We start from the raw sequence: 20,814 nt of genomic DNA, 5'->3' as shown, positions 1-20,814 counted from the left end.
GGGCTCCCGTCCCGGACGACACGGACAAGAAGGCGAAGGTGGCTGCGATGGCGAAGGTTCCGGCAGCGGCGGTGGCGGCGAGCGGGCTGGTCGGCGGTTACGCCGTCGCACGGTGGACCAAGAAGCGGCCGCTGGGCGGGGTCGCCCTCGCCGCAGCGGGCAGCGTCGCCGCGTACGAGTGGAACCGGCAGGCCGGACCGCGCGCGGCCGTCGGGCTGACCACCGCGTATGTCGCCGCGTTCGCCGGTTCGCACCCGCTGGCCAAGAAGGTCGGCGCCTGGCCCGCCGTGTTCGCCGTCGCGGGCGGCGTGGCCGCCGCGTCGTGGGCGGTCACCCGCCGGGCCGCCTGAATCGGATCGACCGCGCGAATCGGATCATGCGGATCGGACCAACCGCGCGGTGTCTCGGACCAACCGCGTGCTGTCTCGGATCGACCGCGTGCTGTCTCGGATCGACCACACGCTGCCGGTGACGATCCGCCGGACGAGTTGAACGGCGGCCGGGACCCCCGCGTGTGCGGGGGCCCACCCCCGCCGAAACCGGGTGCGTCCCGTACGAACAGGACGGGCACGCACCCGGAGCCCTCTCCGCGAACCGGTCCCTACGCCCCCAGCGCCCACGACACGGTGTAGATCAGCAGCCCCGCCAGCGCACCCACCACCGTGCCGTTGATCCGGATGAACTGCAGGTCGCGGCCGATGTGCGCCTCGATCTTCTTCGACGTCTGGTCCGCGTCCCAGCTCGCGACGGTGTCGCTGATCAACGAGGTGATCTCCGCGCGGTACGTCGTGACGACGTAGACCGCCGCGGCCTCCAGCCAGCCCTCCAGCTTGGCCTGCATCCGCCCGTCCGTCGCCAGCCGCGCGCCGAACGTCAGCAACGACGCCCGTGCCCGCAGCCGCAGCTCGCTCTGCTCGTCGTCCGCCGCCGCGATGACCATCGTGCGTACGGACGACCACGCCGACGCGATGACGTCCTGGACCTCGCCGCGCCCCAGGATCTCCGACTTCAGCCGCTCCACCCGCGCCCGGGTGTCCGCATCCGTCTGGAGGTCGGACGCGAAGTCCGTCAGGAAGGTGTCGATCGACGCGCGCGCCGGGTGTCCCGGCATGTCCCGCATCTCCGTGACGAAGCGCAGAAGCTCCTTGTAGACCCGCTCCCCCACCCGCTTGTCGACGAACCGCGGCGTCCAGCCCGGCGCCCCGCCCTGCACCGCGTCCATCACCGAATCGCCGTGCAGCACCAGCCAGTCGTGGGCGCGCACACAGATCAGGTCCACCACCCTGCGGTGGCCGCCGTCGGCGACGATCTTCTCCAGCATCTTGCCGAGGCCGGGAGCGATCTCCGCCGCGTTGGCCCGCCGGGTGATCGCCTCCCCCACCACGGCCTGCACATCGGAATCCCGCAGCACCGTCAGCGCACCGCGCAGCGCGGTCGACAGCTCGGCGGTGACCCGGTCCGCATGCTCCGGCGCGGCCAGCCAGCCCCCGAGCCGGCCGCCGATGCCGAGGGCGTGTATGCGGCTCCGCACGACATCGCCGGAGAGGAAATTCTCGCCGACGAAGGAACCCAGCGAGGCTCCGAGCTGGTCCTTCTTGGTGGGGATGATGGCCGTGTGCGGGATCGGCAGGCCGAGCGGACGCTTGAACAGCGCCGTGACGGCGAACCAGTCGGCCAGCGCACCCACCATCCCCGCCTCGGCGGCCGCGGCGACGAAGCCCGGCCAGCCGCCCACACCCGCGCTCTTCGCCCAGGTGGCGAGAACGTACACGAGCGCGACCAGCAGAAGGAGGCCCGTGGCCGTGGTCTTCATCCTGCGTACGCCACGCCGCTTCTCCTCGTCGGCCGCGGTGTACGCGAACGCGGCGAGGGGGGCCGGACGCCCGTCGGGCGCGGGACGGGCCGCGCCCGACGCCCGCTCCCGGACACGCTTCTGCTGCCCCGCACCCTGTTCCCCGGGTCCGGTCCGATCGATCCGTTCCATCCGCTCCACCCGTCCGCGTACGCATCGCCCCCGGTGTCCCGTACGCATTGTCCCTACCTGACCTACTCCCGGGCCGCACGCCGAGTTCCCGACACCCTGCCCCATCATGGGATCAGCCCGACCGATCGAGGAGAAACACCGCCCATGCCCAGGCGCCAGGGGTACGCCCTGCTCATCGCCCTCGTGGCGGGCACCGCCGCGCTCGCCGCCGGTGTGGCGTTCGCCGGTTCCCTGCTGTTCGCCGGCCCCGGCGCCCGGTCGCGGCAGATCGTCGCACCCGACCCGCGGTTCGTGGCCCGCACGCCCGCCGCACCGGCCCACTCCGCCGGCCGCTGGTTCGGCACCTGGACGGCGGCCCCCACCGCCGGGGTGAGGGAGACGCACCGCGGCGGCGATCCGGCCCGGCGCACCATCCGCAACGTCGTGCACACCAGCATCGGCGGCGACGCGGCCCGCATCACCCTCTCCAACGTCTTCGGTACGCACCCGCTGGTCGTGGACCACGCCACGGTGAACACCCGCCGCGTGACGTTCCGGGGCGCGGGCGCCGTGACCGTCGCCGCGGGCGGGCGGGTCGTCAGCGACCCGGTCCTCGGCCCGGTCGCCGCGGACGCCGATCTCGTCGTCACCCTGCGCACCCCCACCGCCGAGGGCCCCGTCACCCTCCACCCGGGCGCCCACCAGACGTCGTACGTGGCGGACGAGCGGGGCACCCGGCGCACCACCGACTGGCGCTACCTCACCGCCGTCGACGTACACAACACCTCCGCCGCCGGGACGATCGCCGTGATCGGCGACTCGCTCACCGCGGGCACCGGCTCCACCCTCGACACGAACAGCCGCTGGCCCGACGTGCTCGCCGACCGGCTGGGCGGCCGGTACGGAGTGGTCAACGCCGGCATCGCGGGCAACCGCATCCTGCGCGACGGCCGCGGCGTACGGGCGAGCGCCCGCTTCGACCGCGACGTACTGGACGTCGCCGGGGTGAAGACGGTCGTCATCGCGCTCGGCATCAACGACGTCCAGCAGGTCCCGCAGGAGACCGACCCGCAGCGCATCACGGACGCCCTGCACTCCCTGACCCGGCGCGCCCACGCCCGCGGACTGCGGGTCGTCGGGGCGACACTGATGCCGTACGAGGGGTTCCGCACCTGGACACCCGCGCAGAACGCCGTCCGGGAACGGGTCAACGAGCTGATCCGGGCGGGCGGCGTCTTCGACTCGTTCATCGACTTCGACAAGGCGGCCCGCGACCCGTACCGCCCGACCCGGCTGCTGCCCGCCTACGACTGCGGCGACCACCTCCACCTGAACGACACGGGCTACCGGCGGCTGGGCTCGCTGGTGGACCTGCCGACCCTGCGGCACCGGCAGCCCGTCTCCGACCAGCTCTGACACCCCGGGACCGGCAGCCCGCCTCCGGCCACTTCTGACGCCCCGGCACCGGAAAATCCGGTTGCCGCTCCCGTCCGGTGTGCCGCCATACTCCGGCATGAGCAGATTCGCACAGGTCATCGTGCTGGCGTTGTACGCCGACGACGTCATGGAACCCCTGACCCGGCCCGACGAGACACGCAGCTGGCGGGGCGAGTTCCGGTCGCTCGACCTGTTCGCGGGCGGCTGGGTCATCGAGTTCTACCGTATGGGGCAGCGCAACGGACTGCTGCGGCATCTGGAGTCGCTCCCGTGGCCCGACCCCCGGAAGGTGCAGGTGCTGATCCACGACGAGAACGACGACGTCTTCGGCCTGTGGACGATGCGGGACGGCGCCCTGACCGAGGTGCAGCTGCCGGACACCCGGCGCTACCACGAGGCGGCGCCGACGACCGATGAGTTCGCGCCGAGCCCGGGGTTCCTCTGGCTGGCTGGCGGGCCCGACGCCGAACGCACGGACCTGTTCGCGGAGCGTCAGGATCCGCGCCCCGCCTGGTAGGAGCAGAGCCGGAGCGGCCGGGGAGGGAGCGCCGGGGCCCGCCCTACCGGACCGGCCCTCACCCTTCTCCAGCCCGGTCGGCCCTAGTCGAGCCGTCCCTCGCCCTTCTCCAGTCGGCCCCGCCCGCGCTCCCGGTCCAGCTCCCGGGCCCGCTCGGCCTCCTTCAGCCGCCGCCTCTCCGCCTTGCTGCGCTTGTGCTCCACACCGACGCCGCCCATCAGCGCGAACCCGGTGACCCGCACCCGCGGGGATTCGGGGGACGGAACCCCCTCGTCCTTCGCGCGCTCGCCGAAGCCGCCCATGAAGCCGATGCCCCTGACCTCCACATTCAGCTCCGGCGGGACCGTCACCTGAATTCCGCCCATGATCGTGATGCAGCGGATGACCACCTCGCGGTCCTCGAAGTTGGCCTCGCGCAGGTCGATCTCACCGCCGCCCCACATCGCGAACGCGGTGAACTTCCGGCCCACCGTCCAGTTGCCCCGGCGCCCGAAACCGCCCCACATCGCAAACGCACCGCCCGATGTGGCGGGCTTGCCGATCCGGTCCGCCCAGCGCGCCGCCGAACCGGTCGCCGGGCTCACCGGGGCCCCACTCAACGGGGCCCCCGCCGTGCCCGGCGCCGGAAGGTCGCGGACGAGCGGTTCCAACTCCCCGTGCGTACGCGCCTTGTAGGTCTTTTCGAGCCGCTGCTCGAACTCCTCCATCTCCAGCCGGCCCTCGGCCACCGCCTCACGCAGGGTCTCGGCGATTCGCTCGCGCTCGGCATCGGAAGCGCGCATGTCCGGAAGATCACTTGTCATACCGTCCAGCCTATTGAACGCGTACGCTCACGTCACCGATCCGCTGCGCCTACCTGTCGACGGCCGACGCGTACATCTTCGCGATCACGGCCTCGATGTCCGGCTCCCGGACCGACAGGTCGACCAGCGGGTAGTCCGCGGCGATCCGGGCCACCAGCGGCGCGGCCGACTCCGAGGCCGGGAAGGCCAGCCACTGGCGCGGACCCTCCACCTTCACCGTACGTACCGAGGGCGCCGACTCCAGCCGGATCGGCGGGAGTTGGCACTCCAGGTCGACCACCAGCGTCCGCTCGCTCTCGCCCACCTCGTGCAGTCCGGCGAGCGCACCGTCGTACATCAGACGGCCGTGGTCGATCACCATCACGCGCTTGCAGAGCTGCTCGATGTCCGTCAGGTCATGGGTGGTGAGCAGCACGGTCGTACCGCTGTCGGCGTTCAGGTCCCGCAGGAAGCCCCGGACCTTGGCCTTGGACACGACGTCCAGGCCGATCGTCGGCTCGTCCAGGTACAGCACCTCGGGATCGTGCAGCAGCGCCGCCGCGATGTCCCCGCGCATCCGCTGCCCCAACGACAGCTGCCGTACGGGTACGTCCAACAGCTCGCCCAGGTCGAGGAGTTCGACGCAACGGTCCAGGTTCTCGCGGTAGCGGGCGTCGGGAATCCGGTACATCCGGTGCATCAGCCGGTACGAGTCGCGCAGCGGAAGGTCCCACCAGAGCGTGGTGCGCTGGCCGAACACCACACCGATCCGGTGCGCCAGCCTCGTACGCTCCCTGGAAGGGTCGATGCCCGCCACCCGCAGCCGTCCGCCGCTCGGGGTGAGAATGCCGGTCAGCATCTTGATCGTGGTCGACTTACCGGCCCCGTTGGGACCGATGTAGCCGACCATCTCGCCGCGCGCGACACGGAAGCTGATGGAGTCGACCGCCCGGACCTGGCGGCGTTCACCGCGCATGAAGCCGGTCTTGCGGCGCACGTCGAAGACCTTTTCGACGTTGTCGAGCTCGATGAAGGCGCTGTCGGCTCCGGTGTTGGTTCCAGCGCCGGCTTCGGCGTTGGTTCCGGTGTTGGCTCCGGTGTTGGTTCCGGTGCCGGTCTCGGCGTCAGTGTCAGTGTCGGTTTCGGTGTTCATCTCCGGTGCCCCTGCCCTGCTCTTCTCGCTTGCCTTGCCCTGCTCGGTGTCTTCGTCAACGCCCTGCTCGGTGTCTTCGTCAACTGCCCGTGCTGCGGTACGCCCGCAGTCCCGAGCGCCAGGCCAGGCCCGCGAGCAGCCAGCACAGGCCCGCCACCACCGGGGGCAGGAACGCCACCCAGTCCGGCAGGTCCAGCGGATAGTCCCGGCCCAGTACGTACAGCGCGGGCAGCCAGTTCACGAAGGCCAGCGGCACCACGAACGTCACCCCGCGCACCAGGTCCTTCGCGAAGATCGACGGCGGGTACTGGAGCAGCGTGTTGCCTCCGTACGTGAAGGAGTTCTGCACCTCGGAGGCGTCCTGCGCGACGAACTGGAACGCCGCCCCGGCCACGAACACCGCCGCGAAGACCGCCGCCCCGCTCAGCAGCATCAGCGGGATCATCGCCACCTTCAACGGTGTCCACCCGATGTCCAGCACCACCAGCGCGTACCCGAGGACCAGCGCGCCCTGGGTGATGCGCCCCAGCCTGCGCAGCGCGAACCGGTCCGCCGCGACCTGGGCGAGCACCGGCACCGGCCGCACCAGCAGCGTGTCCAGCGTGCCGTCGCGCACCCGCCGCCCCAGCCGGTCCATCGACCCCATCACCAGGTCGGCGAGACCGAACGCGGTACCGGAGGCCCCGTAGAGCAGGGCGATCTCGGGCAGTGTGTAACCGCCCAGCGCGTCCACGTGCGAGAACATCAGCAGGATCGCGACGAAGTCGAAGGCCGTCACCGCGAAGTTCCCGAACGCCGTCATCGCGAACGAGGCGCGGTACGCCATCGTCGACCGCAGCCACATCGCCGCGATCAGCCCGTACGCCCGGACCCCCTCGACAAGCCTCGACCGCTCGACGAAGACCACCTCGGGCGGGCCGGCCGCATCCGCCCCGGCCACCTCCACCACACCGGCCGTCTCAGCCACCCTGGACCACCACCCTCCGCGTCGCCACCGACTGCACCAACCGTCCCGCCAGCAGCAGCACCAGCGCCCAGCCGCCCTGGAAGGCGTACGCCTCCACCAGCCCCCATCCGGTGCTCCTGCCGAGCAGCACATCGGCCGGCACCTGGAGCAGCGACGACCACGGCAGTACCCGCGCCACGTCGCCCAGCACCCCCGGGAACAGCGTCAGCGGCAGCAGCATCCCGGAGAAGAACATCCCGGCCAGCCCCGTCATCTGCGACGCCCCCGCCCCGTCCAGCAGCCAGAACGCGGAGAGCGCCACCAGGTAGCGGATCGCGAAGCTCACCACGACGCCGAGCGTCACCGAGACGAGGAAGGCCAGCCAGATCCCCGGCGAGGTGGGAAGCGCCAGGTCGAAGGCGAGCGAGCCCAGCAGCATCGGCACGATGCCGCGGCCCAGCAGATGGAACGCGGCCCGCCCCAAGTCACCGGCCAGCCACCAGAGTTGGAGGTCCACCGGGCGATAGAGATCGACCGCGACATCGCCGGTGCGGATCCGCTCGATCAGCTCGTCCTCGAAACCGCCGCCCATCATGGCGCAGGTCATCAGCAGTGCCTGCCCCAGCCATACATAAGTGAGCGCCTGGGGCATGTCGTAGCCGCCGAGCCGCGGACGCTCGTCCCACAGCGCCACATAGGTGTACGCCATGATGAAACCGAAGACGGTGTTGGTGAACACTCCCGCCGCCGTCGCCGTCCGGTAGGTGGCATAGCGCCGGAACCCTCCCGCCGCCACCACCGCATACAGCCGCACCATGTTCACCCCCTTCGCTCGGGCGCCCAACGGCGTTGGACACCAAAGCGCACGACCTTAGTCCAGCCGGCCCGGCCGCCGCGACCGCTTTTCAGGGGTCGATCCGGTGCTTATTCCGTGGAAAAGGGCACTATGGGGGAACTGACCGCGGTCGAGGAGTCTGCACGGACATGAGCGACGAGCCACAGCAGCCGGGCGGGGAACACGAACCCCCGGGCCGGGACCCCAGGACCCCGGCCGCCCACGGCAGCCACAGCGGGGAACCGAGCGAGGCAACCGGCACGGCGAAGAAGCCCAAGCGGCCCAGGCGCACCGGCTGGCGCCGCGCCGTCCCCACCTGGCGGATGGTCCTCGGCGCCGCACTCCTCGTCGCCCTGCTCCTGATCGGCGGATTCATCGCCGGGTACGAGCTCGTCGAGATCCCGCCCGCCAACGCCAGCGCGACCGCGCAGTCGAACCTCTACCTCTACAAGGACGGCAGCGTCATCGCCCGCTCCGGCGAGGTCAACCGGGAGAACGTCGCACTCGCCCAGGTCCCGCTCACCGTTCAGCACGCCGTCCTCGCCGCGGAGGACCGCGACTTCTACTCCGAACGGGCGGTCGACGTCAAAGCCATGGCCCGCGCCGCCTGGAACACCCTCACCGGCAAGGGCAGACAGGGCGGCTCGACCATCACCCAGCAGTACGTCAAGAACTACTACCTCGGCCAGGAACAGACCGTCGTCCGCAAGACCAAGGAGTTCTTCATCGCGGTCAAACTCAACCGCGAGGAGTCCAAGAGCCAGATCTTCGAGGGCTACCTCAACACCAGCTACTTCGGCCGCAACGCCTACGGCATCCAGGCCGCCGCACAGGCCTACTACGGCAAGGACGTCGGCGGCATCACCAGCGCCGAGGGCGCCTACCTCGCCTCCCTGCTCAACGCGCCCAGCGCGTACGACGTCGTCGTCCACCCCGAGAACAAGGCCGCCGCCCTCGCACGCTGGAACTACGTGCTCGACGGCATGGTCAAGGAGAAATGGCTCGGCGCCGGCCCACGCGCGGCCATGGCATTCCCCGTACCCGGCAAGGTCAGGCCACCCACCGGGCTCTCCGGGCAGCGCGGCTACATCGTCCAGGCCGTCGAGGACTACCTCACCAGCAATGACGTCATCGACGAGAACACCCTGGCCACCGGCGGCTACCGGATCACCACCACACTGGAGAAGAAGAAACAGAACGCGCTCGTCAAGGCCGTGGACGACAACGTCATGTCCCAGACGAGCACCGACCGCAAGGCCGACCGCGACGTCCGCGTCGGCGGCGCCTCCATCGACCCCCGCACCGGCCGCGTCGTCGCCATGTACGGCGGTGTCGACTACACCAAGCAGTACGTGAACAACGCGACCCGCCGCGACTACCAGGTCGGCTCCACCTTCAAGCCGTTCGTCTTCACCTCCGCCGTCGCCAACGGCTCCACCACCCAGGACGGCCGGCCCATCACCCCCAACACCGTGTACGACGGCACCAACAAGCGCATGGTCCAGGGCCAGGCCGGGCCCACCGGCTACGCCCCCGCCAACGAGGACGACACCGACTACGGACTCCTCACCGTCCGCGCCGCCACCGACAAGTCCGTCAACGCCGTCTACGCCCAGATGGCCGAGGACGTCGGCCCCGCCAAGGTCAAGCAGACCGCCATCGACCTCGGCATCCCCAAAAACACCCCCGACCTCGCCCCGTACCCGTCCGTCGCGCTCGGCGTCGCGACCGCCAGCGTCCTCGACATGGCCGAGGCGTACGCCACCCTCGCCAACCACGGCAGACACGGCGCGTACGTCCTCGTCGACAAGGTCAGCAAGGGCGGCGAGGACCTGGAACTCCCCGGCCGACACACCGAGCAGGCCGTCGGCCGCGAAGCCGCCGACACCACCACCTCGATCCTCCGCAGCGTCGTCGAGGGCGGCACCGGCACCGCCGCCCAGGGCGCCGGCCGCCCCGCCGCGGGCAAGACCGGCACCGCCGAGGAGGACAAGGCGGCCTGGTTCGCCGGCTACACCCCCGACCTCGCCACCGTCATCGCCGTCATGGGCCAGGACCCCGGCACCGGCGTACAGAAACCGCTCTACGGAGCACTCGGACTGGCCCGCATCAACGGCGGCGGCACCCCCGCCCAGACCTGGGCCCAGTACACCGAGGCGGCGCTGCGCGGCACCCCCGCCCAGGACTTCGACCTCGACCTCGAAAGCGGGGCCGCCGAAACCGCCCTGCCCACCGGGGAGAACACCAGCCCCGGCACCACCCGGACACCGTCCGGACGCCCCTCCGGCATGCGGCCCGGCAGCTCCGGGAACACCGCGCCCGGCACACCGTCGAACCCGGGAAGCAGCGAACCCGCCACCGGCGGCACGGGCACCGGCAGCCCCACGGCCGGCGGAACCCAGAACAGCGGGCCGGAGAACGGCGGAACGCAGAACGGCGGGCCGGAAAACGGCGGCGGGGACAACGGCGGCCCCCGCGGCGGCGCCAACGGCGGCGGGAACGGCACAGACGCCGACGGCTTCCTCCCGGGCGCCCGGGGCACCCCCGCGCCCCCGCCCGCCCCGCGTCAGTGACCCGAGGTCGCCTTCAGCCCCACGACGGCCACCAGCAGCAGACAGACGAAGAAGATCCGAGCGGCGGTCACCGGCTCGTTGAGCACCACCATGCCGAGAACCGCCGCACCGGCCGCACCGATACCGACCCACACGCCGTACGCCGTACCGATCGGCAACGTCCTCGCCGCATGGGACAGCAACAGCATGCTCGCGACGATCCCGAGACCCGTGAACACACTCGGCCACAGCCGGGTGAACCCCTCGGTGTACTTCATCCCGATCGACCAGGCCACTTCGAGCAGACCGGCGACAATCAGCAGAACCCACGCCATGACGGCACCTCCGACGAGACAGAACACGCGAACAACACGGGGTGCGTCGTCTTTGCGAAACCCGGTACGGCGCGTCTCGTCGGGGTGGCTCCACCGTAGCAAAGAACACGCAAAGGGCCTGGTGACACCGGTCACCAGGCCCCACTCGCCACTGCCGCGGACGGCAGCCGCCGACTACAGGTACAACCCGGTGGAATCCACCGACCCCTCGAACCGGTCCGCCGCCACCGCATGCAGATCCCGCTCGCGCATCAGCACGTACGCCACCCCGCGCACCTCGACCTCGGCACGGTCCTCGGGGTCGTACAGCACCCGGTCCCCCGGCTCCACCGTCCGCACGTTCTGGCCCACCGCGACCACCACGGCCCAGGCCAGCCGGCGGCCGACCGCAGCCGTCGCCGGAATCAGGATGCCGCCGCCGGAACGCCGCTCGCCCTCAGGCGTATCGGACCGGACCAGCACACGGTCGTGCAGCATGCGGATGGGCAGCTTGTCGTCGGTGTTCTCGCTCACGCCCCGCAACCTACCTGCCCGCCGCGGCCCCCCGCCCCTCCGGGGTGCACGGACCGCGCCCTCACTTCTTCCGGCGCCGCTTCGACGTGAGCAGACCCACGATGCCCACCACGAGCAGCGCCGCCGGAATCACCCGCTCCAGACGCGGAGCACCGTCCTCGGACACGAACCGCGCCTTCACGTCCGACACCGTCCGGTTCACCGCGACGAAAGCCCGCCCGGCCGTCCGGTCCACAGCCTCGGCGGCCCTGGCCTTCGCATCACCCATGATCGTCTGCGGGTGCACCCGCACCCCGATCTCATCGAGCACCACCGCAAGCTGCTCACGCCTGCTGATGATGTCCGCCTCGATCTGCGCAGGGGTCCTGGCATCCGACACTGCGCCGCCTCCGTGGTCCTCGTCCGGTAAACCTTCATCGACAGTCTGTCAGCTCGACCGTCCATGCACCCGGCGGCACCCCTATTACGCTCGGTCCCGTACACCCCACGTGTCCATCTGAGGAGAACCATGAGCGAGCGACTCCAGCCCGGCGACACCGCCCCCGCCTTCACCCTCCCCGACGCCGACGGCAACGAGATCTCGCTCGCCGACCACCAGGGCCGCAAGGTCATCGTCTACTTCTACCCGGCCGCCCTCACCCCCGGCTGCACCAAGCAGGCCTGCGACTTCACCGACAACCTGGACCTGCTCGCCGGCGCCGGATACGACGTCATCGGCGTCTCCCCCGACAAGCCCGAGAAGCTCGCCAAGTTCCGCGAGAAGGAAGACCTCAAGGTCACCCTGGTCGGCGACCCCTCCAAGGAGACCCTTGAGGCATACGGCGCCTTCGGCGAGAAGAAGCTCTACGGCAAGACGGTGACGGGCGTCATCCGCTCCACGATCGTCGTGGACGAGAACGGCAAGGTCGAGCGGGCCCTCTACAACGTCAGGGCCACCGGCCACGTAGCCAAGATCATCAAGGATCTCGGCATCTGAACCCCGGCCCCCGGCACTGCCCCGTACGGCTGAACGGTGTGAGGGACATCCCATTCGGCCATCGGTCGGGTTTGCAACCGCCATGACCGCGCAGAAGCCTTTCCTGGAACACCCACCCGAGGAGAGGACTCGGCCATGGCGGCCCCCGACCCCCACCAGGCGGCCGACCCGGAAGCGGTCAAACGCCACCCCGCCCTCTTCCGCGCCATCCGGCAGCGGAAGAACCCGAAGCTGCGCCGGACGGACATCACCGTCACCGACGACCGGGCGGTCAAGCGGGCGGTGAGGGCGGCGTCGCTCGGGAACGCGATGGAGTGGTTCGACTTCGGGATCTACTCCTACCTGGCCGCCACCCTGGGCCATGTGTTCTTCCCGTCCGGGAACCACACCACCCAGCTCCTCTCCTCCTTCGCCACCTTCGCCGTGGCCTTCCTCGTCCGTCCCCTCGGCGGGATGTTCTTCGGCCCCATGGGCGACCGGATCGGCCGCAAGAAGGTCCTCGCCCTCACCATGATCATGATGGCGGTCGGCACCTTCGCGATCGGCGTCATCCCCTCCCACGACTCCATCGGGCTGTGGGCCCCCGTCCTGCTGATCTTCTTCCGCCTGGTCCAGGGCTTCTCCACCGGCGGCGAGTACGGCGGCGCCTCCACCTTCATCGCCGAGTACGCCCCCGACAAGCGCCGCGGCTACTTCGGCAGCTTCCTCGAATTCGGCACCCTGGCCGGCTACGTCGGCGCCGCCGGACTCGTCACCGCGCTGACCGCGATGCTCGACTCCGGCCAGATGGAAACCTGGGGCTGGCGCATCCCGTTCCTCGTCGCGGGCCCCCTCGGCCTGGTCGGCCTCTATCTGCGACTGCGCCTGGACGAGACCCCCGCGTTCCAGAAACTGGAGGGCGGCACCGCCCACGCGACGGAGGCCGCCGACGGCGTCGAGACCACCGCCAAGGGCGACCTCTCCACGATCTTCCGGCAGTACTGGCCGTCGCTGATCCTCTGCATCTGCCTGGTCGGCGCGTACAACATCACCGACTACATGCTGCTGTCGTACATGCCGACCTACCTCTCCGACGAGCTCGGCTACAGCGAGACCCACGGCCTGCTCATCCTGCTCGCCGTCATGGTCTTCCTGATGCTGATCATCAATCAGGTCGGCAGGCTCTCCGACCGCTTCGGCCGCAAGCCGCTCCTGATGACCGGCATGCTCGGCTTCCTCCTCCTCTCCCTCCCCGCCTTCCTCCTCATCCGCCAGGGCGGCATCCCCGCCATCACCATCGGCATGCTGATGCTGGGCCTCTCCCTCGTCTGCATGCTCGGCACCATGTCCGCCGCCCTCCCGGCCCTCTTCCCCACCCACGTCCGCTACGGCTCCCTCTCGGTGGGCTACAACCTCTCGGCCTCCCTCTTCGGCGGCACGACCCCGCTGGTGATCACGGCCCTGATCAGCTGGAGCGGCACCGAGCTGATGCCGGCCTACTACGCGATGGCGGCGGCCCTGGTCGGCGCGATCGCCGTGGCCTGCATGAAGGAAACCGCCCAGCAGCCCCTGGCCGGCTCCCCACCGTCGGTGGAGACCGCGCAGGAGGCGGCGGAACTGGTCGCGTCCCAGACACCGGACCCGAAGTTCTGACCCCGCACCCGCCGGCCCTCGGGCACGCCCCGGTAGCATGGCTGACGGCTGGCGGCGGTGGTGCAATGGCGACACAGCAGACTTAGGATCTGTGGCCCGTGAAACGGCTTGAGGGTTCGAATCCCTTCCGCCGCACAGTAAACGGCCTGCGCGTCAAGGGACTTGATACGCAGGCCGTTCTCATGCCCTCGGGCTGTTCCCCTGTTTCCGTCAGGCCCGGCCCAGCAGCTCGCGCACCACGGGTACCAGCGCGCGGAACGCCTTGCCGCGGTGGCTGATCGCGTTCTTCTCCGCGGGGGTCAGTTCGGCGCAGGTGCGGGTGGAGCCGTCCGGCTGGAGGATCGGGTCGTAGCCGAAGCCGTTCGTGCCGGACGGGGTGTGGCGCAGGGTGCCCGTCAGACGGCCCTCGACCACGCGTTCCGTGCCGTCGGGGAGGGCGAGCGCGGCGGCGCAGGCGAAGTGGGCCCGGCGGTGGGGGGTGTCGATGTCGGAGAGCTGGGCCAGGAGCAGGTCCAGGTTGGCCTTGTCGTCGCCGTGGGTGCCGGACCAGCGGGCGGAGAAGATGCCGGGGGCGCCGCCGAGTACGTCCACGCAGAGGCCGGAGTCGTCGGCGACGGCCGGGTGGCCGGTGGCGCGGGCGAGGGCATGGGCCTTGAGCAGGGCGTTCTCGGCGAAGGTGACGCCGGTCTCCTTGACGTCGGGGATGTCGGGGTACGCGTCCGCGCCGACGAGTTCGTGGTCGAGGTCTGCGTCGGCGAGGATCGCGTGGAGTTCGGTGATCTTCCCGGCGTTGCGGGTGGCGAGGATGAGGCGGGTCATGTCACCCAGTATCGGGGGTGGTCAGGGGGTGCAGACCTTGCCGATCTCCTTGGCGGCGTCGGTGACCGGGGTGACGTCGGGGGTGGAGTCGCCCTTGTCGATGGAGTCGCGGACGTTGCCCACGCCTGCCTGGAGCTTGTCGACGGCCTTGCCGAGGTCGGCGTTGTCGGTCTTGTCGCCGAGGTTGCCGAGCTCCTTCTCGATGTCGTCGAGGGCTTCGGACGCCTGGGTGGGGTCGCTGGACGCGTTGGAGACGGCCTGTTGGAGGTTGTCGACGCTGGTGGCGATGGCATCGGCGGTACGCACGCAGTCGAGTGCCTTGTCCACGGCGCCGCAGCCGGCTGTCGCGGTGAGCGTGAGGGTGAGGGCGGTCAGGGTCAGCGCGACGGTGGTGCGTCGGTGGCGGGCGGCCTGGGCCATGGTGCGGGTCCTCCCCGGGTGCGGATACGCGGACGGGCGCACGGTTCGATCCGTGCGCCCGTGCCCGTAACGACGCGTCGCGGTGCGTATGTGGTTGCTTCTTCACTCACCCAGGGTGCGGGCGAGGGCCTCGTTCTGGAAGAGGGTGAGGTCTGCGCAGCCGGCGGTGGCGAGGTCGAGGAGGGCGCCCAGTTCCTTGCGGTCGAAGGGGGCGGCCTCGGCGGTGCCCTGGACTTCGACGAAGCGGCCGTCGCCGGTGCAGACGACGTTCATGTCGGTTTCGGCGCGGACGTCCTCCTCGTAGCAGAGGTCGAGGAGGGGGGTGCCGTCGACGATGCCGACGCTGATCGCGGAGACGGTGTCGGTCAGCGGCTTGCGGCCGTGCTTGACGAGCTTCTTGCGCTGGGCCCAGGCGACGGCGTCGGCGAGCGCGACGTAGGCGCCGGTGATGGCGGCGGTGCGGGTGCCGCCGTCGGCCTGGAGGACGTCGCAGTCGAGGACGATGGTGTTCTCGCCGAGGGCCTTGTAGTCGACGACGGCGCGCAGGGAGCGGCCGACGAGCCGGCTGATCTCGTGGGTGCGGCCGCCGATCTTGCCGCGTACGGATTCGCGGTCGCCGCGGGTGTTGGTGGAGCGGGGCAGCATGGAGTATTCGGCGGTGACCCAGCCTTCGCCGCTGCCCTTGCGCCAGCGGGGGACGCCTTCGGTGACGGAGGCGGTGCAGAAGACCTTGGTGTCGCCGAAGGAGATGAGTACGGAGCCTTCGGCGTGCTTGCTCCATCCGCGTTCGATGGTGACGGGGCGGAGCTGTTCGGGGGTGCGGCCGTCGATACGAGACATGGCATCGACCCTATCGGGTGCGGGGGTGGCGCCCGTTCGGGTGCGGCGCAGGCCCCGTCCGGGGGGAGCGGGGCCTGCGGGGTGCCGGTGCCGGGTGGTCCGTCCGGCCCGGTGGGGGTCCGGCGGGCGGCCGGTGGTGCGGGCCGAGAGGTCAGCCGCGGGGTCGGGCGCGGGTCGGGCGGCCGGTCACATCATGTCTTCGATGTCCGCGGCGATGGGGTCGGCGTCGGTGCCGATGACGACCTGGATCGCGGTGCCCATCTTGACGACGCCGTGGGCTCCGGCGGCCTTGAGCGCGGCTTCGTCGACCTTGCTGGGGTCGTGGACCTCGGTGCGGAGGCGCGTGATGCAGCCTTCGATCTCGTCGATGTTCTCGATACCGCCGAGCCCGGCGACGATCTTCTCAGCCTTGCTGGCCATGGCCTTCTCCCTGGTTGTTCACATGCGTGCGACGGCCCACCCTGGGTCCGTTTCGTCACCGTAACGCACGTTTGGCCCAGCTTCGCGAGCGAGCATCTGGACCGTCCTCAATGATGACGATCATCGGTGCCCTGTCTTCCAGGCGGGTTACGCACCGTACCTCAACTGGTCTACACCAGTGTGCAACGACCCCCGACCGCACCTTGTTCCGGGAGGACGCCGATGAGCTCGAGCAGCGCCGCGGTACCACGGAAGACGTGGTGGAACGGCCTCTTCCAGGGCCTCCAGAAGATGGGCCGCAGCCTCCAGCTCCCGATCGCGGTCCTGCCGGCGGCAGGCATTCTCAACCGGCTGGGCCAGCCGGACGTATTCGGCGACGAGGGTCTGCGCTGGGGCCATGTCGCCAAGGTGTTCGCGGCCGCGGGCGGCGCACTGCTCGATTCGGGACTCGGTCTTCCGCTGCTGTTCTGCATCGGTGTGGCGATCGGCATGGCGAAGAAGTCGGACGGTTCGACCGCACTCGCCGCGGTGGCCGGCTTCCTCGTCTACTACGCGGTGCTGCACGCCTTCCCGGTGGACTGCGCCCCCGGTTCGACGTTCACTTCGGGCGGCACCTGGTTCGGCACCTGCGTCACCGCCGGTGCCAAGGTCACGGCGGCCGAGTACCAGAACCCCGGGGTGTTCGGCGGCATCGTGATGGGGCTGCTGTCCGCCTGGTTCTGGCAGCGGTACCACCGGGTCAGGCTGGTGGACTGGCTGGGCTTCTTCAACGGCCGCCGGCTCGTCCCGATCATCATGGCGTTCGTCGGCCTTCTCTTCGCGGCGCTGTGCGCATGGCTCTGGCAGCCGGTCGGCGACGGTCTGACCGGCTTCTCCAAGTGGCTGGTGGACCTGGACTGGGTGGGCTCCGGCATCTTCGGCGTCGCCAACCGCGCGCTGCTGGTCATCGGACTCCACCAGTTCCTGAACACGTTCGTCTGGTTCCAGTTCGGCGACTTCACCAAGCCGGACGGCACCGTCGTGCACGGCGACATCAACCGGTTCCTGGCGGGTGACCCGACGGCCGGCCAGTTCACCTCGGGCTTCTTCCCGATCATGATGTTCGCCCTCCCGGCGGCGGCACTGGCGATCTACCACTGCGCCAAGCCGCATCGCCGGAAGGCGGTCGGCGGCATGATGCTCTCGGTCGGCCTGACATCGTTCGTGACGGGCATCACCGAGCCGATCGAGTACTCGTTCCTCTTCGTCGCACCGCTGCTGTACGCAATCCACGCGGCGCTCACCGGCGTCTCGATGGCGGTGACATGGGCGCTCGGGGTGAAGGACGGCTTCAGTTTCTCCGCGGGCCTGATCGACTACGTCATCAACTGGAGCCTCGCGACGAAACCATGGCTGATCATTCCGATCGGCCTGGTCCTCGCCGCCGCGTACTACGCGATCTTCCGGTTCGCGATCACCAGGTTCAACCTCCAGACGCCGGGCCGAGAGCCCGACGAGGTGGAGGAGGAGATCGAGAGAGACCTCACGAAGTAGCAGGTCGGACGGGTCTTTCGGCCCACCCGGAGAAGGCCCTCGGACCCTTCCGTCCGGGGGTCTTCGCCGTATCACCGAGCATGGGTGATAGCTCATGCGAAGTAGTCGGAATGCACAGGTTCCTTATCCCGCCCTCACCGTGTTACAACTGGTCTACACCACTGAGTGGTTCAGACCACGTGGCGTTCTGCCGCGTTCTTCGAGTCGCCGCCTCCCCCCGATCGATGACCCGGGCGGCGCCTTGCCCCATGGAGGAAGCTGATGTCCACGGCAGACGCCGCACCCGCGGCGACCAAGAAGAAGGGCGCCGGCGCGATGGCTGTCATGCAGCGCATCGGCCGCAGCCTCATGCTGCCGGTCGCGGTGCTGCCCGCGGCCGCGCTGCTGGTCCGTCTCGGCAACGACGACATGCTCGGCAGGGCGTCGTTCCCGGACTTCGTCACCAAGATCGCGAGCTTCATGTCCGCGGGTGGCAACGCGATCCTCGACAACATGGCGCTGCTGTTCGCCGTCGGCATCGCGATCGGCTTCGCCAAGAAGTCGGACGGCTCGACCGCGCTCGCCGCCGTCACGGGCTACCTGGTCTTCCAGAAGGTGCTCGCCACCTTCACGGACAGCAACCTTCCGAAGGTCGCGACCGTCGTCGACGGCAAGATAGTCATGGCGGACGCCCCCGTGGACGCGAAGGTCCTCGGCGGTGTGGTGATGGGCATCGTCGTGGCGCTGCTCTACCAGCGGTTCTACCGGACGAAGCTGCCGGCCTGGGCGGGCTTCTTCGGCGGCCGCCGCCTGGTCCCGATCCTCTCCGCCTTCGCGGGCCTGGTCATCGGCGTCGTGTTCGGTTACATCTGGCCGGTGCTCGGCACCGTTCTGCACAACTTCGGTGAGTGGCTGGTCGGTTCGGGTGCGGTCGGCGCGGGCGTCTTCGGTGTCGCCAACCGTGCGCTGATCCCGGTCGGCATGCACCACCTGCTGAACTCGTTCCCGTGGTTCCAGGCCGGTGAGTACCACGGCAAGAGCGGCGACATCAACCGCTTCCTGGCCGGCGACCCGACGGCCGGACAGTTCATGACCGGCTTCTTCCCGATCATGATGTTCGCCCTCCCGGCGGCCTGCCTCGCGATCGTCCACTGCGCCCGTCCGGAGCGCCGCAAGGTCGTCGGCGGCATGATGTTCTCCCTCGCGCTGACCGCGTTCGTGACCGGTGTGACCGAGCCGATCGAGTTCACGTTCATGTTCATCGCCCCGGCGCTGTACGCGATCCACGCGGTGCTCACCGGCGTCTCGATGGCCCTCACCTGGGCCCTCGGCATGAAGGACGGCTTCGGCTTCTCCGCGGGAGCGGTCGACTTCTTCCTGAACCTCGGCATCGCGAGCAAGCCATGGCTGCTGGTGCTGGTCGGCCTCTGCTTCGCGGTGGTCTACTACGTGGTCTTCCGCTTCGCGATCACCAAGTTCAATCTGCCGACCCCGGGCCGCGAGTCCGACGAGGAGCTGGCCGAGCTCCTCAAGGCCGAGGCGAAGTAGCCCTCCGCACGGGTCTTCCCCCCACGACGGCTCGGAGCCCTCACCTTCCCGGCGGGAGGTGAGGGCTCCGTCGTGTCCGCGGCGTCGGCCGGGCTGTCAGATCTCGTAGACCGCGCCCGGTGCCGCCACCTCGACCGGTCCGCCGTAGAGCAGACGGGCATCGGCCAGGTTGCGGTCGGCGTCGGTCCACGGCGGGATGTGGGTGAGGACGAGCCGTCCCACTCCGGCGCGGGCGGCGATCTCGCCTGCCTCGCGGCCATTGAGATGGAGGTCCGGGATGTCCTCCTTGCCATGGAGGAACGATGCTTCGCAGAGGAACAGATCGACGCCCTCGGCGAGCTCGTCCAGGGCCTCGCAGGCACCCGTGTCGCCGGAGTACGTGAGCGAGCGGCCGCCGTGCTCGATGCGGATGGCGAAGGAGTCGACGGGGTGCAGGACCTTCTCCGTACGGACCGAGAAGGGGCCGATCTCGAAGGAGCCGGGCTTCAGCGTGTGGAAGTCGAAGACCTCGCTCATCGCCCGCTCGGACGGGGTGTCGCCGTGCGCGGTGGTCAGCCGCTGCTCGGTGCCGTCGGGGCCGTAGACCGGGAGGGGCCCGGGGCGGCCCCCGTCGTGCCGGTAGTAACGGACGACGAAGTACGCACACATGTCGATGCAGTGATCGGCATGCAGGTGGCTGAGGAAGATGGCGTCGAGGTCGTAGAGACCGACATGGCGCTGCAGCTCGCCGAGGGCGCCGTTGCCCATGTCGAGGAGCAGCCTGAAGCCGTCGGCCTCTACGAGGTAGCTCGAACATGGCGATCCCGCGGACGGGAACGAGCCGGAGCAGCCGACGACGGTGAGCTTCATGGAGCGTGAACCTCCGAGGCGTGGGAACGGGGAGGGTTCGTGCGGTCTGTTGAGCGGTTTGTCGAGCCTAAGGCGCGAAACAGCCGGTCGCTCCTCCACGGCCGTCCGTTGTGGGGGAACTCACCTGCTCTGTCACCGGTTCGATGGAAGAGGCCGGGACGCCGGTACGGTCGGGACATGGACATGTCCTGGTGGTGGATCGCGTTCGCCGTTGTCGTGCTGCTCGCTCTCGTCGCGGCGGTCGCCGACGGGCGGGGGCGGGGCGGACGACGGCCGGGCGGACGTTCCGGAAGACCGGCGGGGACGCGCTCCGGCGGGCGTCCGGGCGGGCGGACACGTCCGCCCGCGGGGCCGGGGCGTGGGCCGGGGCCGGAGCAGAGGCCGAGGCCGGGTGAGATCTGGTGGGCCGAGGTGCCGTACGAGGACGGGCCCGGGGCGAAGGACCGGCCCTGCCTGGTGCTGTCGGTACGGGGCGGCTCGGCGCTCGTCGTGAAGATCACCAGCAAGCATCACGAGGAGCGGCCCGGGGTGATCGCGCTGCCCGCGGGGACGGTGGGGGATCCGCAGGGGCGGGCGAGTTTCCTGGAGACGGACGAGCTGCGGGAGGTTGCCGTGCGAGGTTTCCGGCGGCGTGTGGGTGTGGTGGACGCGGAGGTCTGGGAGCGGGTGCGGAAGCTCGGGTGAGGCAGGGTGGGGCGGCGGCGCCGTCGGGGCGCGGGCTCGGGGGCCTGTTTCCCCGCTGGCCTCTTCCCTGGCCGGGGATCC

At 70.1% G+C, this 20,814-nt stretch carries 22 protein-coding genes, 1 tRNA gene and 1 riboswitch; of the genes, 10 read left to right on the top strand and 13 right to left on the bottom strand.

The genetic code is table 11. From position 1 onward, the window contains the following. Positions 1 to 47 precede the first annotated feature (47 nt). The gene (locus ACFVT1_RS25245; protein ID WP_327274997.1) at positions 48 to 350 is read left to right on the top strand and encodes a hypothetical protein; all 303 of its coding nucleotides are present in this window, start codon (positions 48 to 50) and stop codon (positions 348 to 350) included. A gap of 251 nt (positions 351 to 601) precedes the next feature. Here ACFVT1_RS25245 and ACFVT1_RS25240 read toward each other — a convergent pair whose 3' ends face one another. Continuing rightward, the gene (locus tag ACFVT1_RS25240) at positions 602 to 1,984 is read right to left on the bottom strand and encodes a DUF445 domain-containing protein (protein ID WP_389799328.1); all 1,383 of its coding nucleotides are present in this window, start codon (positions 1,982 to 1,984) and stop codon (positions 602 to 604) included. A 144-nt stretch (positions 1,985 to 2,128) separates the two neighbouring features. On the opposite strand from ACFVT1_RS25240, the gene ACFVT1_RS25235 reads away from it, so the two are divergent. After that, entirely contained in the window at positions 2,129 to 3,379 is a 1,251-nt protein-coding gene (locus ACFVT1_RS25235) for an SGNH/GDSL hydrolase family protein (protein ID WP_389799326.1), read from the top strand. Between the two features lie 97 nt (positions 3,380 to 3,476). Then, positions 3,477 to 3,917, top strand: coding sequence for a hypothetical protein (locus ACFVT1_RS25230; protein ID WP_389799324.1), 441 nt, complete (start codon positions 3,477 to 3,479; stop codon positions 3,915 to 3,917). Positions 3,918 to 4,000: 83 nt separating this feature from the next. Here the strand turns inward: ACFVT1_RS25230 and ACFVT1_RS25225 are convergent, their stop codons facing one another. From ACFVT1_RS25225 to ACFVT1_RS25210, 4 genes are all read right to left on the bottom strand, one after another. Beyond that, positions 4,001 to 4,699: a DUF1707 domain-containing protein gene (locus tag ACFVT1_RS25225; RefSeq protein ID WP_389799322.1), complete on the bottom strand. Its 699-nt coding sequence runs from the start codon at positions 4,697 to 4,699 to the stop codon at positions 4,001 to 4,003. A gap of 70 nt (positions 4,700 to 4,769) precedes the next feature. Further along, positions 4,770 to 5,852, bottom strand: coding sequence for an ATP-binding cassette domain-containing protein (locus ACFVT1_RS25220; protein WP_389799320.1), 1,083 nt, complete (start codon positions 5,850 to 5,852; stop codon positions 4,770 to 4,772). Positions 5,853 to 5,931: 79 nt separating this feature from the next. After that, positions 5,932 to 6,792: an ABC transporter permease gene (locus ACFVT1_RS25215; RefSeq protein ID WP_389799703.1), complete on the bottom strand. Its 861-nt coding sequence runs from the start codon at positions 6,790 to 6,792 to the stop codon at positions 5,932 to 5,934. 19 nt (positions 6,793 to 6,811) lie between these two features. Beyond that, positions 6,812 to 7,612: an ABC transporter permease gene (locus ACFVT1_RS25210; RefSeq protein WP_389799701.1), complete on the bottom strand. Its 801-nt coding sequence runs from the start codon at positions 7,610 to 7,612 to the stop codon at positions 6,812 to 6,814. A gap of 170 nt (positions 7,613 to 7,782) precedes the next feature. Between ACFVT1_RS25210 and ACFVT1_RS25205 the strand changes: the two genes are divergently transcribed. Further along, positions 7,783 to 10,206 (top strand): transglycosylase domain-containing protein, encoded by a 2,424-nt coding sequence (locus ACFVT1_RS25205; RefSeq protein WP_389799317.1) that lies wholly within the window; start codon positions 7,783 to 7,785, stop codon positions 10,204 to 10,206. Here ACFVT1_RS25205 and ACFVT1_RS25200 read toward each other — a convergent pair. From ACFVT1_RS25200 to ACFVT1_RS25190, 3 genes are all read right to left on the bottom strand, one after another. Beyond that, positions 10,200 to 10,520 (bottom strand): multidrug efflux SMR transporter, encoded by a 321-nt coding sequence (locus ACFVT1_RS25200; protein WP_362205189.1) that lies wholly within the window; start codon positions 10,518 to 10,520, stop codon positions 10,200 to 10,202. The genes ACFVT1_RS25205 and ACFVT1_RS25200 overlap by 7 nt on opposite strands. A gap of 40 nt (positions 10,521 to 10,560) precedes the next feature. Further along, a riboswitch (guanidine-III (ykkC-III) riboswitch) is annotated at positions 10,561 to 10,625 on the bottom strand. A 69-nt stretch (positions 10,626 to 10,694) separates the two neighbouring features. Continuing rightward, positions 10,695 to 11,033: a co-chaperone GroES gene (locus tag ACFVT1_RS25195; RefSeq protein WP_030923137.1), complete on the bottom strand. Its 339-nt coding sequence runs from the start codon at positions 11,031 to 11,033 to the stop codon at positions 10,695 to 10,697. A 61-nt stretch (positions 11,034 to 11,094) separates the two neighbouring features. Then, positions 11,095 to 11,412, bottom strand: a complete 318-nt coding sequence (locus ACFVT1_RS25190; protein ID WP_389799314.1) for a DUF3618 domain-containing protein — start codon at positions 11,410 to 11,412, stop codon at positions 11,095 to 11,097. A gap of 129 nt (positions 11,413 to 11,541) precedes the next feature. On the opposite strand from ACFVT1_RS25190, the gene bcp reads away from it, so the two are divergent. From bcp to ACFVT1_RS25175, 3 genes are all read left to right on the top strand, one after another. Beyond that, a complete protein-coding gene (gene bcp, locus ACFVT1_RS25185) occupies positions 11,542 to 12,009 on the top strand; it encodes a thioredoxin-dependent thiol peroxidase (protein WP_362205195.1) in 468 nt (155 codons plus the stop codon). A 135-nt stretch (positions 12,010 to 12,144) separates the two neighbouring features. After that, complete coding sequence (gene proP / locus ACFVT1_RS25180) at positions 12,145 to 13,641, top strand: glycine betaine/L-proline transporter ProP (protein ID WP_389799311.1); 1,497 nt, start codon at positions 12,145 to 12,147, stop codon at positions 13,639 to 13,641. A gap of 51 nt (positions 13,642 to 13,692) precedes the next feature. After that, a tRNA-Leu gene (locus tag ACFVT1_RS25175) sits at positions 13,693 to 13,776 on the top strand. A gap of 75 nt (positions 13,777 to 13,851) precedes the next feature. Here the strand turns inward: ACFVT1_RS25175 and rdgB are convergent. The 4 genes from rdgB to ACFVT1_RS25155 form a co-directional block, all read right to left on the bottom strand. Continuing rightward, entirely contained in the window at positions 13,852 to 14,460 is a 609-nt protein-coding gene (gene rdgB / locus ACFVT1_RS25170; RefSeq protein ID WP_389799308.1) for an RdgB/HAM1 family non-canonical purine NTP pyrophosphatase, read from the bottom strand. A 21-nt stretch (positions 14,461 to 14,481) separates the two neighbouring features. Continuing rightward, positions 14,482 to 14,880 carry a hypothetical protein gene (locus ACFVT1_RS25165; RefSeq protein ID WP_389799306.1) on the bottom strand — a complete coding sequence of 133 codons (399 nt, stop codon included), beginning with the start codon at positions 14,878 to 14,880 and terminating at the stop codon, positions 14,482 to 14,484. A 102-nt stretch (positions 14,881 to 14,982) separates the two neighbouring features. Further along, the gene (gene rph / locus ACFVT1_RS25160; protein ID WP_389799304.1) at positions 14,983 to 15,720 is read right to left on the bottom strand and encodes a ribonuclease PH; all 738 of its coding nucleotides are present in this window, start codon (positions 15,718 to 15,720) and stop codon (positions 14,983 to 14,985) included. Between the two features lie 186 nt (positions 15,721 to 15,906). Next, positions 15,907 to 16,140 carry a glucose PTS transporter subunit EIIB gene (locus ACFVT1_RS25155; protein WP_014156020.1) on the bottom strand — a complete coding sequence of 78 codons (234 nt, stop codon included), beginning with the start codon at positions 16,138 to 16,140 and terminating at the stop codon, positions 15,907 to 15,909. Positions 16,141 to 16,362: 222 nt separating this feature from the next. On the opposite strand from ACFVT1_RS25155, the gene ACFVT1_RS25150 reads away from it, so the two are divergent. Then, positions 16,363 to 17,673, top strand: a complete 1,311-nt coding sequence (locus ACFVT1_RS25150; protein ID WP_389799302.1) for a PTS transporter subunit EIIC — start codon at positions 16,363 to 16,365, stop codon at positions 17,671 to 17,673. A 261-nt stretch (positions 17,674 to 17,934) separates the two neighbouring features. Then, on the top strand, positions 17,935 to 19,200 hold the full coding sequence (locus tag ACFVT1_RS25145) for a PTS transporter subunit EIIC (protein ID WP_389799300.1): 1,266 nt from the start codon (positions 17,935 to 17,937) through the stop codon (positions 19,198 to 19,200). Positions 19,201 to 19,296: 96 nt separating this feature from the next. Here ACFVT1_RS25145 and ACFVT1_RS25140 read toward each other — a convergent pair whose 3' ends face one another. Continuing rightward, entirely contained in the window at positions 19,297 to 20,049 is a 753-nt protein-coding gene (locus tag ACFVT1_RS25140; RefSeq protein WP_389799298.1) for an MBL fold metallo-hydrolase, read from the bottom strand. A 177-nt stretch (positions 20,050 to 20,226) separates the two neighbouring features. Here ACFVT1_RS25140 and ACFVT1_RS25135 point away from each other — a divergent pair, with 177 nt between their 5' ends. Beyond that, the gene (locus ACFVT1_RS25135) at positions 20,227 to 20,733 is read left to right on the top strand and encodes a type II toxin-antitoxin system PemK/MazF family toxin (protein WP_389799296.1); all 507 of its coding nucleotides are present in this window, start codon (positions 20,227 to 20,229) and stop codon (positions 20,731 to 20,733) included. Positions 20,734 to 20,814 lie beyond the last annotated feature (81 nt).

The sequence above is a fragment of the Streptomyces sp. NPDC057963 genome (assembly GCF_042887155.1).
Taxonomy (GTDB): domain Bacteria; phylum Actinomycetota; class Actinomycetes; order Streptomycetales; family Streptomycetaceae; genus Streptomyces.
The sequence above is the reverse complement of the archived record's forward strand: the minus strand, read 5'-3'. Positions and strand labels throughout refer to the sequence as shown.